Below are 13,918 nucleotides of genomic sequence, written 5' to 3'. Positions count from 1 at the left end.
GCATATAGTCTTTTATATCATATCTTCAGAAGTTAGCTCTAATATTTTTATTGTAGTATTTTCAGGAAGTGATTCAGAATTTACTGATAAAACTTGATCATGAGTTATTTTAAAACCTTTCATTTCCATTAGAAATTTATCTACAGTATTTAAATAGAAACTTAATTTTGCAGTTTTATAATGCATTGGAATAACGTAACTAGGATTTATATCTAGGATTACCTTTTTTAGATTTTCTACAGAAATAGTTAAATGTTCTCCTACAGGAACAAATAATATATCTATATGGCCTAGTTGCTTTATAACTTTAGAAGAAAGTATATGTCCTAAATCTCCTAAATGACAAAGTGTTATGTCATCACAAAGAATTTTAAATATGAAGTTTTTATCACGTTTTAATCCAAAGCAATCATCATGAAAAGATAAATATGATTTAACTTTGCAAAAGGTATTTTGATAATCAACTAAGTCTGTTAATACTTTTGCTTCATCATTAATGTATTTTGTACAATTATGATCGAAGTGCATATGACTTATAGTAACTAAGTCCACATCACCTTTATAGGGAATATATCCTATATCTATATCAAATGGGTCCATTAATATACGTTTTCCAAGATTAGTTTTTATTAAAAAACAAGAATGACCTAACCAATAAATATTCATTAAAAAGCCTCCTATAAAAATTATTTATATTATTGACACATATAATATAAATAAACATAAAATATAAGAATAATTTATTTGAATTGAATTTATTTAAGGAGATTTAAATAAAAATAATAGATGAATAAGTGTATTACATTGATTAAGTATGTCAAATGTATTAATATATATTGTGTATTAAGGTCAGTAAAGGTCAAATTTTGAGGAGTGATATATATGGCTAAATTGTCAGATTCAATAGAATATTTTCTAAAGGATTTATTAGACCAAACAGAAGATAACAATTTAATAATAAGAAGAAATGAGTTAGCTGATAAGTTTAAGTGTGCACCATCACAGATAAATTATGTTTTAACAACTAGATTTACCTATGAAAAAGGATATTTAATTGAAAGTAGAAGAGGTGGTGGTGGATACATTGTAATAAAAAAAGTAATTCATGAAGTTCATGCTGATAGAAGAGATTTAATTTATGATGAGATAGGTACAGGGATTACATACCATAATGCAGCTGCCATTGTAGATAATTTACTTGAACATAATATCATAGATGAGAAAGCAGCAAATCTTACTAAGGTTGCAATAAATGATAGAACCCTTCAGAGTTCTAAGAATATAAATGAAACAAGGGCAGATATTTTTAAGGCTTTGCTTATGGTATTGCTTAAGTAATTTATGGGAGTTGAAAATTTTGCTTTGTGAGAGTTGTAATAAAAATAATGCAACAATACAATTATTAAAAAGTACTAAGGGAAAAAAAGAAAGCTTAATGCTTTGTGATAAATGTGCAATCGAAATAATGAGCCTTGCACTAGAAGATGAGGAGATAAATTTAGAAGATTTTTTATTAGATTTAAACACTTATATAGAGTGCATTGAAGAGAGGGTTAAGGATAAAGCTTTAGTATGTAAAAATTGTGGAACAAGATTTTCTGATTTTGAAGAGGATAATTTCCTAGGGTGTGAAAAATGCTATGAGATATTTAAAAATAGAATAATATTTTTATTAAATTTAGAAGAAGCAGAGATAAAGCATAGAGGGAAACAACCTAAAACAATAAAAAAGGACTTAAAGAAATTAGAAATCTTAAATTTACAAGAAAAATTAAAAATTAATATACTGAAAGAGGAATATGAAGAAGCTATTATTACTAAGAAAAAAATACATGATTTAAAAGAGAGTATAAGGGAGGATAGTAATAGTGGTTCAATGGATTAGCCCCTTAGATAATAGTATAGTAATTGCATCAAAAGTTAAAATCTTAAGAAACATAAAAGGAATTAAATTCACTAAGATGTTAAATGAAGAGGAATTTAATAATCTTTCAAGTATGGTTTTAGGACACTTGAAAGAAGTTGATATTTTGGATAAATGTTATGTAGTTAAATTAAAAGACGGTGAAGAAAAAATAATAGATTACTACAAAGAAAATTTTGGCTTAATAAAATACTTTGAAAATAAGGATAATCTTATTTTTATAATGAATAAAAATGGAGAATTTAATATATTACTGAATGAAGAAGAGCATATTGGGATAGAATGTACAAATAGTGGATTAAGTTTAAGAGAAGTGTATTCTAAGGTAGATAAATTAGATGACTTAATTGAAGAAAAAATACACTATTCCTTTGATTCTGAATTAGGATATTTAACATCAAATATAAAAAATTTAGGAACAGCTTTAAGAGCAAAGGTATTTATACACTTACCTCTTTTAAGTTCAAATAATTTAATAAGAATAATAAAAAATGCTCTAAAGGAAGAAGGAATTACTCTAAAGAGTATATACAATTCAGGAAATAAAGATGTTGGCAATATTTATGAAGTATCTAATATTAAGACTTTAGGAATGTCAGAAAAAGATATTTTAGATTCTCTTATATCTATTACTAATAAATTAATTTTAAGAGAGAAAAACCAAAGAGATAATCTTTCAGAGGATGAGTATATTGAATTAAAAGATTATATTTTAAGAGCCTTAGGAGTTTTGAGAAATACCTATTCAATAGATAGGGATGAAGCTTTAAAATATTTATCTTATGTAAGGTTAGGAGTTGAGCTAGGCATTATAGAAGATCTTAGTTTAAAATCAGTAAATTCTGCTATGATTGAAATTCAACCTGATATGATAAATAACTCATCAATTAAAAAGAGAGATATACAAAGTTTAAAAATAGAAAGAGCCAAAATTATTAGAAATGCTTTAAACACATAATTATAGGGTATTGGGAGGTAAAAGATGCGTCTTGATAATTTTAATGAAAATTCCAAAATAGTAATCAATAAGGGAAAAGAAAGTTCTTTAATGCTAAAACACGGCTACATGGGAACAGAGCATTTATTAATAGGATTAATTAATGAAAATGGACAATGTTCTAAAATTTTGGAAGAAAGCAATGTAACTGAAGAAAAGGTACTTAGTTTTATTAAGCTATATGTTGGAATTGGAGAGGTAAATTATAGTTTGGATGAGGTGCCTTTTACACCTAGATGCAAAAAGATTTTAGATAGAAGTGTTGAAATTGCTAAGGAATATGGTCATAGCATTTCAAGACCAGAGCACATATTATTAGCCTTAATAAAAGAAAGAGAAGGTGTAGCTAATTTAATTCTAACTAAAATAGTAAAAAATGATATAAAAAATATAAGCGATAAGTTAAATAACATACTAGGTAGAATTCCAAGTAAGGAAAGTAAAAGCCTTAAAGAAAAGGAAAAACCAAAAAGAAAAGATACTCCTACATTAAATCTTTATGGTATAAATTTAATAGAAAAGGCAGATAAAAATAAACTTGATCCTGTAATAGGGAGAAAGGATGAAACTCAAAGACTTTTAGAAATACTTTGTAGAAGAATGAAAAACAATCCTTGTTTAATAGGAGAACCTGGAGTAGGAAAAACTGCCGTTGTAGAAGGATTAGCTCAAAGAATTCTATTAGGTGAAGTACCAGATATTATTAAGGATAAAAGAATATTTACCTTAGATGTGACTTCTATGTTAGCTGGGGCAAAATATAGAGGAGAATTTGAGGAAAGACTTAAAAAGGTTTTAAACGAAGTAAAAGATTCAGATGATATAATACTCTTTATAGATGAAATGCATAATATTGTTGGGGCTGGGGGAGCAGAAGGTGCTATAGATGCATCAAATATATTAAAACCAGCTTTAGCAAGAGGTGAAATACAATGTATAGGTGCAACAACAACTGATGAATATAGAAAAAATATAGAAAAGGATTCTGCTTTGGAGAGAAGATTTCAACCAGTAGTTGTAAAAGAGCCTAGTAAAGAAGATTCCGTATTAATATTAAAGGGATTAAGAGAAAAGTATGAAGTACATCACAATGTAAAATTAACAGATGAAGCCATAGAGGCAGCTGTTAATTTATCAAGTAGATATATAACCGATAGATTTCTACCAGATAAGGCCATAGATCTAATAGATGAGGCTGCGGCTAAGGTAAGAATAGAAAGTATGATTGTTCCTCCTAGACTTTTTAAGCAGGAAGAATTAATAGCTAACTTAAAAATTGAAAAAGAAGAAGCTATAAAATTACAGGACTTTGAATTAGCTGCAAAGTTAAGAGATGAAGAATCAATGTTACAGGAAGAACTAGAGCGAGATAAAGAACTTTGGAGAGAAGAAAATTACAATAAAATCTACGAAGTTAATAAAGAACATATTGCAAAGGTTGTTTCAAAGTGGACTCAGATACCAGTAGAAAGGCTTACAGAGAAAGAATCAAGTAAACTTCTTAAGCTGGAAGAAAAGCTTAGTAAAAGAGTTATAGGACAATTAGAAGCAATAAGAACCATATCTAAAGCTGTAAGAAGATCAAGGGTAGGTCTTAAAGATCCTAAGAGACCTATTGGATCCTTTGCCTTTTTAGGACCTACTGGAGTAGGAAAAACAGAGCTTTGTAAGGCTTTAGCAGAGGCTATGTTTGGTGATGAGAATAAATTTATTAGGCTTGATATGTCTGAATACATGGAAAAGCATGGTGTATCTAGACTTATTGGAGCTCCCCCAGGATATGTAGGATATGAAGAGGGAGGACAACTTACAGAAAAGGTAAGAAGAAATCCTTACTCAGTAATACTTTTTGATGAAATAGAAAAAGCACATCCAGATATATTTAATGTTCTTCTTCAAATATTAGAAGATGGTGTTCTTACAGATGGAAAAGGTAAAACAGTAGATTTTAAGAATACAATAATCATAATGACTTCAAATATTGGAGCAGATAAATTAGATAAGAAAAATGCAGTTGGATTTAGTGCTAAAGAGGATAAGGAACGAGATTATGATAAGATGAAAGGAATTATGTTAGAAGAGCTAAAACAAAATTTCAAACCTGAATTTGTAAATAGATTAGATGACATAGTTGTATTCCATAGTCTAGAAAAGGATCATCTTTTAAAAATTGTTGATCTTATGATATGTTCTCTAAAAGAGAGGTTAAATGATTTACAACTTTCTTTGAATTTTTCTCAAGAGTGTAAAGAATTTTTAGTTAAAAAGGGCACTGAATTAAAATATGGAGCACGTCCATTAAGAAGAGTTATAACTAAATATATTGAAGATAGATTAAGTGAAGAACTTTTAAGTGGAAATATATTAAGAGGATCTAAGGTAGATGTTTTCTTAGAAGACGACGTTGTAAAATTTAAAAAAACTGTTTGATTTTAAGAATAAATAAGGTTATATATGATAAAACATATATGACCTTATTTTTTTATTATTTATCTATATATTGTATTTTAAATTTCGGAATATAATAGAGTTTTTTTGTTAGAATAAAAAATAAAACAAAGAAAAAATATAATTAATAATAATTATTATTGAAAAATTGTTTAACAAGGAGTATAATTAATAAAAAATATGTACCCTAAGGGGGTACATCGAATAATATATCATATAATACAAATAATAAATTTAACCTCAGTAAGGAGTGTTAGTATGGATAAAGAAATAAAAGAATTAGATTTAATAATAATTGGAGCAGGTCCAGCAGGATTAACATCTGCAATATATGCTTCAAGAGCAAAATTAAGTACTTTAGTTTTAGAAGATAATTTAGTTGGAGGTCAAGTAAGATCAACTTATACAGTTGAAAACTATCCTGGATTTACAGAAATAACAGGAAATGATCTTGCTGATAGAATCCAAGCGCAAGCAGAGGCTTGTGGAGCTATAATAGATGAATTTGATTTTATAGAAAATGTCTCATTAAAAGATGATGAAAAAATCATAGAGACTGGAGATTATATATATAAGCCAAAGGCTGTAATAATAGCTACAGGAGCTACACCTAAGAAATTACCAATTCCAAGTGAAAGTAAATATCTAGGTAAGGGTGTGCATTACTGTGCAGTATGTGATGGAGCAGTTTACCAAGATGAGGTTGTTGCCGTTGTAGGTGGCGGAAATGCTGCTTTAGAAGAAGCTTTATATCTATCTAATATAGTTAAGAAAGTAATTGTTATAAGAAGATATGATTATTTCCGTGCAGAAGCTAAGACATTAGAGGCTGCAAGTAATAAGGAAAATATTGAAATAATGTATAACTGGGATTTAGTTGATGTTCTAGGTGGAGAGTTTGTTGAAGCTGCAAGAATAAAAAATACTAAAACTGGAGAAGAAAAAGAAATTGCTATAAATGGAGTCTTTGGATATATAGGAACAGAACCTAAGACATCTATGTTTAGAGAATATATAAATGTTAAAGAAAATGGTTATATTGAAGGCGATGAAAACATGAGAACTAATGTTAAGGGTGTTTATGTAGCAGGAGATGTTAGAGAAAAGATGTTTAGACAAATAACTACTGCCGTTTCAGATGGAACTATAGCAGCCTTACATGCAGAAAAATATATTTCAGAAATAAAGGAGAGATAAGTATGGTAAAAGTATATTCAGTTGAATGGTGTGGACCATGTAATAAATTAAAAAAATATTTAGAAAAATTAGGCGTTCAATACGAAACAATCACAGTTGCAGATGGTAAGGAAGATAGAAATGAAGTTTTAGAAGTTTCAGGACAAAGATCAGTGCCAGTAGCTGTTATAGGAGAAGAAGTTATAGTTGGTTTTGATAAGCAGAAAATTGATGCTGCAATAGAAAAAATAAGATAGTAGAAGGTGATTCTTAATGAATACTAAAGAAAATATTTTTTATAACTTTATGGGTGGTAATTTCTATGAAAACAAATCAGATAAATTAATAGATATAAAATCACCTTTAGATGGTAGTTTAGTTGGAAGGATACAAAGTCTTTCTAAAGAAGATGTGGATAAAATTATTGATAATGCAGAAAAAGCACAAAAATCATGGAATGAAGTTCCTTTAAATGAAAGAGCACATGTGCTTTATAAAACTGCAGATTTATTAGAAGAGCATAAGGAGGAATTAGCAAATATAATGATAAGAGAAGTTGCTAAGGACAAAAAGAGTGCTTTATCAGAAGTTAGCAGAACAGCTGACTATATAAGATTTACAGCTGATGCTGCAAAGAGTATGGATGGAGAAAGTATACCATCAGATAACTTCCCAGGATTTAATAGAAGTAAAATATCTGTGGTAACAAGAGAACCTTTAGGGGTTGTATTAGCAATATCACCTTTTAACTATCCAGTAAATTTATCAGCATCAAAAATAGCACCTGCTATAGTAGCTGGAAACAGTGTTGTGCTTAAACCTGCTACTCAAGGAAGTTTATCAGCTTTATTCTTAGCTAAAATGTTCCATGATGCAGGTCTTCCAGGAGGAGTTTTAAATACTATTACTGGAAGAGGAAGTGAAATAGGAGACTATTGTGTAACTCATGATAAAATAGACTTCATAAACTTCACTGGAAGTACAGAGGTAGGAAGAAGAATTTCAGAAATAACAGTTATGAAGCCTCTTCTTATGGAACTAGGTGGTAAGGATGCTGCTATAGTTTTAGAGGATGCAGATTTAGATTTAACTGTTAATAATATAATTGCTGGTGGATATTCTTACTCAGGACAAAGATGTACTGCAGTAAAGAGAATATTAGTAATGAATTCAGTTGCAGATAAATTAGTAGAGAAATTAAAAGAAAAAATAAGCAAATTAAAAATGGGAAATCCATTAGAAGTAGAAGATGTAACAATAGTTCCGCTTATAGATAATAAAGCAGCTGACTTTGTTATGGAACTTATTGATGATGCAAAAGAAAAAGGTGCTACTTTAGTTTGTGGAGGACATAGAGAAGGTAACTTAATAGAAGCTACTTTATTTGATAATGTTACTACAGACATGAGATTAGCATGGGAAGAGCCTTTTGGCCCAGTTTTACCTATCATAAGAATAAATGATAAGGATGAAGCTATAAAAATAGCTAATGCATCTAAATATGGATTACAATCATCAGTATTTACTAGAGATATAAATGAAGCATTTTATATTGCTAATAAATTAGAAGTTGGTACTGTTCATGTTAACAATAAGACTGAAAGAGGACCAGACCACTTCCCATTCCTAGGAGTAAAATCTTCTGGTATGGGAACTCAAGGTATAAGATATTCAATAGAAGCAATGTCTAGACCTAAGGCAACAGTAATTACAATAAGATAATAGTTTTATAATTATTATTTATTTCAACCTATACCTAAAGAGCTACAAGTAAATTTCTACTTGTAGCTTTTTTATTGCAAAAAAATAAAGAGATGTAAAAACATCTCTCTATTTTATGTTCCTATTCGTTTAAAGCTTTATCTATAGCATTTTTATCGAAACCAACTATAATAGTTCCATTTATATCTAAAACAGGAACACCCATTTGTTTACTCTTTTTAAGCATATCTTCTCTAGCAACCATATCTGTTTGTACGTTTAAATCTTCAAATTCAACATTTTTTGATTTAAGATATTGTTTTGCTTTAACGCACCATGGACAAGAGTTTGTTGAATAAACCTTTACCATATTATCATCTCCTATGCGAATTAATTTTTAATATATCTTTATTTTAAGTATTAAAAGTGTATAAAATATGTGATTTAAATCAATAAAAAATAATTATTTAATTTGATCATCATTTAAATGGTCATTAAATATTAAATTATGCATTGTATCTTCATTGTTGTTAATAAAAGAAGATAAACTAGTTAGGGCAGTATTAGAAGAATGCAATGGATTTTCATAAACAGTAGAGTTATTACTAAATTTATCATTTAAGTTCAATGGAATCCCTCCTAATTTTTATTTATAGTATTTGATAAAATTTCAATAGATATTCATTAGTATTGATAAAAGTGGAAAATATTTAATGATAAATGATAAAATATAACATAGACTAAATATGAAATTATTACAAAAAGAATGTATAGTGGTCTAGACAAGTTAGAACCAGTTGAGTATAATTTAATTAGGAGGAGAAATCATGATAGATAAAAATAGTCCTATACCTGTGTATTACCAATTAAAAGAGATGATAAAAGAAAAGATAGCAGATGGCACTTGGCAAGTAGGACAGTGTATAGCAAGCGAAAGAGAGTTGACAGAGGCTTATGGAGTAAGTCGAATGACTGTCAGACAGGCTTTAGGAGAACTAGTACAAGAAGGTCTTCTTGTTAGAGAAAAAGGAAAAGGAACCTTCGTATGTGAACCTAAAGTAAAGCAAGAAGATATGATGAGTTTCTCAGAAATTATTAAAAAAGCAGGAAGAAGTTTAATAACTAAAGTTATAGATTTTGAAGTTATTAATACCCCTGAAGAATTAGCAGATACTTTTGATTTAGAAAAAATATATAAAATAAATAGATTAAGATTAGTTGATGGAGAAGCTGTTGCTAATGAGGTTGTTTATATTCCTTGTGAATATTGTGGCTTTGTAACTAGAGATGATTTAGAGGGGTCCTTATTTAAGTTATTAGAAGAAAAGGGACATATTATAGAAAGTACAGAATCATCTTTAGCAGCTGTAATAATGGATGATGAGCTAAAAGCTTTATTTAATGTGAATAAACAAGTACCTCTTTTAAAAAGTCATAACACAGCTTTAAATTCAGAAGGCGAAATAATTTACGTTGAAGATGCAATTTATAGGTCAGACAAATATATATTAGAAATTAATATTTCTAAAAGAGAGGGGAAATTGAAATGAGATTAATCGTTACTAAGAATTATGAGGAAATGAGTAAAGTTGCAGCTAAAGAAATGGCTGAAGATATAAAAAGAAATCCTGAAATTGTTTTAGGATTAGCTACTGGTGGAACTCCAGTTGGAATGTATAAAGAGCTTATTAGAATGTACAATGAAGGAGAATTAGATTTCTCAAAAGTTACAAGTATAAATTTAGATGAATATGTTGGGTTATCAGGGGATCATGATCAAAGTTATAGATACTTTATGAATACAAACTTATTTAACCACATAAACATAGATAAAAATAATACATTCGTACCTAATGGATTAGCAGAAAATGTTGAAGAAGAGTGCATGGCATATGATGCTAGAATTCAAGACATGGGAGGAATTGACCTTCAGTTACTAGGATTAGGTGCAAATGGACATATAGGATTTAATGAGCCAGGAGAAGCTTTAAGTGTAGGAACTCACTTAACTGATCTTAAAGAATCAACTATAGAAGCAAATGCAAGATTCTTTGATTCAATTGATGATGTACCAAGAAAAGCTATAACTATGGGACTTGGTGGAATAATGAAGGCTAAAAAAATAATGGTTATAGCAAGTGGAGAAGGAAAGGCTGAAGTTGTTAAGGCAATGATGAGTGGAAAAATAACAACTGAAATTCCAGCTACCATGTTACAAATGCATAGAGATGTCATATTAATAGTTGATGAAGATGCAGCTAAATTATTAAAATAGTTATTACTATCTTAGATTAATATATAAGAAGACTGTTTGTAGATAAAAGCATTATTTAAATGCTTAAATTTACAAACAGTTTTTTATTTTTATTCTAATAATTATTATTAAATCTTTTACATGAATCTTTTTAAGAAAATAGTAATAAATAAGTATGTGATTAGTTATAATGATATGATATGATTATTTAAGGATATATTAGGAAATAATTAGATTTGTACGTAAAATGAAGAAATATGGAGTTGGTAAAGTGGCAAAGGTTAGAAGCATATATGTATGTCAAAATTGTGGATATGAAACACCTAAATGGATGGGAAAATGTCCAGAATGTAATAATTGGAATACTTTAGTTGAAGAGATTAGAGATACTAAGAGTAATCAATCTTCTCCTAAGGTTGAAAGACAAATTGGTGAGCTTAAAAAGATAAAAGAAATTAAATCAGGTGAAAAGGAAAGATATGATACTGGAATTGGTGAATTAAATAGAGTATTAGGTGGAGGACTTGTTAAGGGGTCGCTTACACTTATATCTGGTGATCCTGGAATAGGTAAATCTACACTTCTTTTACAGACAGCCAATAATATTTCAAAAAAATATGGGAAAGTTTTATATGTTTCTGGGGAAGAATCAGAAGAACAAATAAAAATAAGAGGAGACAGGTTAAAAGTTGATGCAGAAGAACTTTATATAGTTTCCGAAACTAATCTTGATGTAATAGAAGCATATATAGATAAACTTGAACCAGCTTTCATAATAATAGATTCAATACAAACAATTTATAGAGAAACAGTTTCTTCAGCACCAGGAAGTGTTTCACAGGTTAAGGAATGCTCAAATGCTGTAATGAGAATTGCTAAAGGAAAAAATATTCCTTTATTTATAGTTGCTCACGTTACTAAGCAAGGGGATTTAGCAGGACCAAGAGTATTAGAACACATGGTGGATACCGTATTATCCTTTGAAGGGGAAAGAACTGAAGAATTTAGAATATTAAGAACCATGAAAAATAGATTTGGTACTACGGCTGAAATAGGTGTTTTTGAAATGCGTGGAGAGGGATTAATGCAGGTTTATGATCCATCTAGCATGTTCTTAGAGGACACTAGTTTTAATCAAGAAGGGTCAGTTGTAATTGGAGTCATGGAAGGAACTAGACCTATTCTTGTGGAAATACAATCATTAGCATCTGAAACAAAAGCAGTTATGCCTAGAAGAACCTCTGTAGGAGTAGAAAATTCAAGGTTAAGTTTAATATTAGCTGTATTAGAAAAAAAATTAAGAGTTCCTTTTTATAATACTGATGTTTATGTAAATGTAGTAGGAGGACTTGAAATAGAAGGTACTACAGCAGACTTAGGAATTGCTATTTCACTTGTATCCTCTGTTAAAGGTAAGGCAGCTAGCTTAGAAAAATTAGTTGTTGTAGGCGAGGTTGGGTTAACAGGTGAAATAAGACCAATATCAAATTGTGACAGAATATTAAATGAAGCAGAAAAAATGGGATTTTTAAATGCAGTTGTTCCTTATAGAAGTTTAGAAAAATTAAAGGGAAGTAAATTAAACCTTATAGGAGTAAAAACTGTAAGGGAAGCAATAGGAAAGATATTTTAAGATGGATAGGTGTGAGTAAATGAGAACTGTACATGATGATGAGTTAAAAAAAATATTAAAAATAATGAGTCCAGGTACTTCTTTAAGGGAAGGATTAGATAATATACTTAGAGCCAAAACAGGAGGACTTATAGTATTAGGGGATAATGAAGAAATATTAGATTTAGTAGATGGTGGATTTAATATAAATTCTGAATATAGTCCAGCATATATATATGAGCTTGCTAAGATGGATGGAGCATTAGTACTTACTTCAGATAGAAAAAGAATACTCTACGCAAATGCTCAGCTTATGCCAAATCAATCTATAAGTACTTTTGAAACAGGAACAAGACATAGAACTGCTCAAAGGGTTGCAAAGCAAACAAATAAAATAGCAATAGCTATATCACAAAGAAGAAATATAATTACTGTTTATAAAGGTGACATAAAATATGTTTTAAGGGATAGTGCAGTTATATTAAGTAAAGCAAATCAGGCTATACAAACATTAGAGAAGTATGTAGCTGTACTTGAAAGAGTAACAAATAATCTTAACATACTTGAGTTTCAAGACCTAGCAACTCTTTTTGATGTAACTACAGCTATACAGAGAACTGAAATGGTAATGAGGATAGTTGAAGAGATAGAGGGTTACATTATTGAGCTAGGAAATGAGGGAAGACTTATTTCTATGCAATTAAATGAATTAGTAAGAAGTATAGAACAAGATGGAGTCCTTTTAATAAGAGATTATTGCTATGACAAGATGGAATATAATGATGTCTACAAAGAAATTCAAGAGTTATCGGCTGAAGATTTATTAGATTTAGATATAATAGCAAAAGAATTAGGATATGTAGGAAAATCTTTAATTGACACATTAGTGTCACCAAGAGGGTATAGAATATCAAATAAGGTACCAAGAATACCTTCAAATGTAATAGAAAACTTAGTAGGACATTTTGGAAAGCTTAAATATATTCTTGAAGCTGGTAATGAAGAATTAGATCAAGTAGAAGGAATTGGAGAAGCTAGAGCTAGAGCAATAAAAAATGGATTAAGAAGAATAAGAGAACAAGTTGCTTTAAATAAAAATTTATAAAAAGAAGTGCCATATAAATATGGCACTTAATATTTATCTAAAAGTAAATTTACCTAAAGTATCCATTTTGTTATATTCTTTTAATAAGATATCAAATAGGTTTAGATCCAGTGCATTGCATAGTGAAGTTAAATAGAAGAGATTATTTCCAAGTTCACGTTCTATAACTTCTCTGCAATTTTCGCATAAGTCACCTTTTATATGAGAACTTAAGCGTGGATTAAGTTCTTCTAAGGATAGGTCAGTATCCTCTAGCATATTCTGTTTTTTAGCACAAATCTCTATGCAACCGCAATTTGTAACGGCTTTGCATATAGCTCTGCTAGCTCTTGCTTGAGATTCTTGATATTTACTCAATATATCTAATATGCTTTTGTGTCTAAGTAAAGAATTATTAACGCTATTTTGAAAATCGTCAAAAATTACGTCCTTCATAGTGTTTCACTCCTTATATACTAATCTTTGACCCTATAGTAATTATAGAATTTTTTGGTTATATTTGTCAAATGATTTAGGTTGCAAAACTAAATATATGTTAAAAACTAATTAGCTTGTTAACTTGACTTTAATATAAATCAAATTTAAAAAGATTTATAGGGGGTAATTTATTAATTATAATAATTAAACAATATTTGTAAGTATTAAAGTGCTTCAATATGGTATAATTAAGAAAATATATTATAAATATTTTACAACTATGA

The 13,918-nt window shown here is 29.0% G+C and carries 15 protein-coding genes; 11 read left to right on the top strand and 4 right to left on the bottom strand.

What is annotated here, in order from left to right:
- Positions 1-12: 12 nt before the first annotated feature.
- Complete coding sequence (locus GOM42_RS13515; protein ID WP_003482391.1) at positions 13-666, bottom strand: MBL fold metallo-hydrolase; 654 nt, start codon at positions 664-666, stop codon at positions 13-15.
- A 216-nt stretch (positions 667-882) separates the two neighbouring features.
- Here GOM42_RS13515 and GOM42_RS13510 point away from each other — a divergent pair, with 216 nt between their 5' ends.
- The 7 genes from GOM42_RS13510 (at position 883) to GOM42_RS13480 (ending at position 8,267) form a co-directional block, all read left to right on the top strand.
- A complete protein-coding gene (locus GOM42_RS13510; protein ID WP_003452250.1) occupies positions 883-1,338 on the top strand; it encodes a CtsR family transcriptional regulator in 456 nt (151 codons plus the stop codon).
- 19 nt (positions 1,339-1,357) lie between these two features.
- On the top strand, positions 1,358-1,885 hold the full coding sequence (locus tag GOM42_RS13505; protein ID WP_003482390.1) for a hypothetical protein: 528 nt from the start codon (positions 1,358-1,360) through the stop codon (positions 1,883-1,885).
- A complete protein-coding gene (locus tag GOM42_RS13500; protein ID WP_110035061.1) occupies positions 1,869-2,882 on the top strand; it encodes a protein arginine kinase in 1,014 nt (337 codons plus the stop codon). The genes GOM42_RS13505 and GOM42_RS13500 overlap by 17 nt, the downstream gene beginning before the upstream one ends.
- Before the next feature lie 24 nt (positions 2,883-2,906).
- Complete coding sequence (locus tag GOM42_RS13495; RefSeq protein ID WP_003459331.1) at positions 2,907-5,351, top strand: ATP-dependent Clp protease ATP-binding subunit; 2,445 nt, start codon at positions 2,907-2,909, stop codon at positions 5,349-5,351.
- Between the two features lie 276 nt (positions 5,352-5,627).
- The gene (gene trxB / locus GOM42_RS13490; RefSeq protein ID WP_003452248.1) at positions 5,628-6,566 is read left to right on the top strand and encodes a thioredoxin-disulfide reductase; all 939 of its coding nucleotides are present in this window, start codon (positions 5,628-5,630) and stop codon (positions 6,564-6,566) included.
- A 2-nt stretch (positions 6,567-6,568) separates the two neighbouring features.
- Positions 6,569-6,802, top strand: a complete 234-nt coding sequence (locus GOM42_RS13485; RefSeq protein ID WP_003452243.1) for a glutaredoxin family protein — start codon at positions 6,569-6,571, stop codon at positions 6,800-6,802.
- A gap of 16 nt (positions 6,803-6,818) precedes the next feature.
- Entirely contained in the window at positions 6,819-8,267 is a 1,449-nt protein-coding gene (locus tag GOM42_RS13480) for an NADP-dependent glyceraldehyde-3-phosphate dehydrogenase (protein WP_003459369.1), read from the top strand.
- Between the two features lie 121 nt (positions 8,268-8,388).
- Here GOM42_RS13480 and GOM42_RS13475 read toward each other — a convergent pair whose 3' ends face one another.
- Both GOM42_RS13475 and GOM42_RS13470 read right to left on the bottom strand, forming a co-directional pair.
- Entirely contained in the window at positions 8,389-8,616 is a 228-nt protein-coding gene (locus GOM42_RS13475; RefSeq protein ID WP_003452255.1) for a glutaredoxin family protein, read from the bottom strand.
- Between the two features lie 93 nt (positions 8,617-8,709).
- Positions 8,710-8,874, bottom strand: coding sequence for a hypothetical protein (locus GOM42_RS13470; protein ID WP_003459343.1), 165 nt, complete (start codon positions 8,872-8,874; stop codon positions 8,710-8,712).
- A 199-nt stretch (positions 8,875-9,073) separates the two neighbouring features.
- On the opposite strand from GOM42_RS13470, the gene GOM42_RS13465 reads away from it, so the two are divergent.
- The 4 genes from GOM42_RS13465 (at position 9,074) to disA (ending at position 13,217) form a co-directional block, all read left to right on the top strand.
- Complete coding sequence (locus GOM42_RS13465; protein WP_003469605.1) at positions 9,074-9,796, top strand: GntR family transcriptional regulator; 723 nt, start codon at positions 9,074-9,076, stop codon at positions 9,794-9,796.
- Positions 9,793-10,521 (top strand): glucosamine-6-phosphate deaminase, encoded by a 729-nt coding sequence (gene nagB, locus GOM42_RS13460; RefSeq protein ID WP_011591132.1) that lies wholly within the window; start codon positions 9,793-9,795, stop codon positions 10,519-10,521. Before GOM42_RS13465 ends, nagB begins: the two co-directional genes overlap by 4 nt.
- 250 nt (positions 10,522-10,771) lie before the next feature.
- Positions 10,772-12,133, top strand: a complete 1,362-nt coding sequence (gene radA / locus GOM42_RS13455) for a DNA repair protein RadA (protein ID WP_003479244.1) — start codon at positions 10,772-10,774, stop codon at positions 12,131-12,133.
- 19 nt (positions 12,134-12,152) lie between these two features.
- Positions 12,153-13,217: a DNA integrity scanning diadenylate cyclase DisA gene (disA, locus tag GOM42_RS13450; RefSeq protein WP_003452233.1), complete on the top strand. Its 1,065-nt coding sequence runs from the start codon at positions 12,153-12,155 to the stop codon at positions 13,215-13,217.
- A gap of 33 nt (positions 13,218-13,250) precedes the next feature.
- Here the strand turns inward: disA and GOM42_RS13445 are convergent, their stop codons facing one another.
- Positions 13,251-13,652 (bottom strand): hypothetical protein, encoded by a 402-nt coding sequence (locus GOM42_RS13445; RefSeq protein ID WP_003459340.1) that lies wholly within the window; start codon positions 13,650-13,652, stop codon positions 13,251-13,253.
- Positions 13,653-13,918 lie beyond the last annotated feature (266 nt).

Source organism: Clostridium sp. 16K-1-R1, assembly GCF_023921145.1.
Lineage (GTDB): Bacteria > Bacillota > Clostridia > Clostridiales > Clostridiaceae > Sarcina > Sarcina perfringens.
Note: the sequence above shows the minus strand (reverse complement) of the source record. Positions and strands in the feature narration are given on the sequence as shown.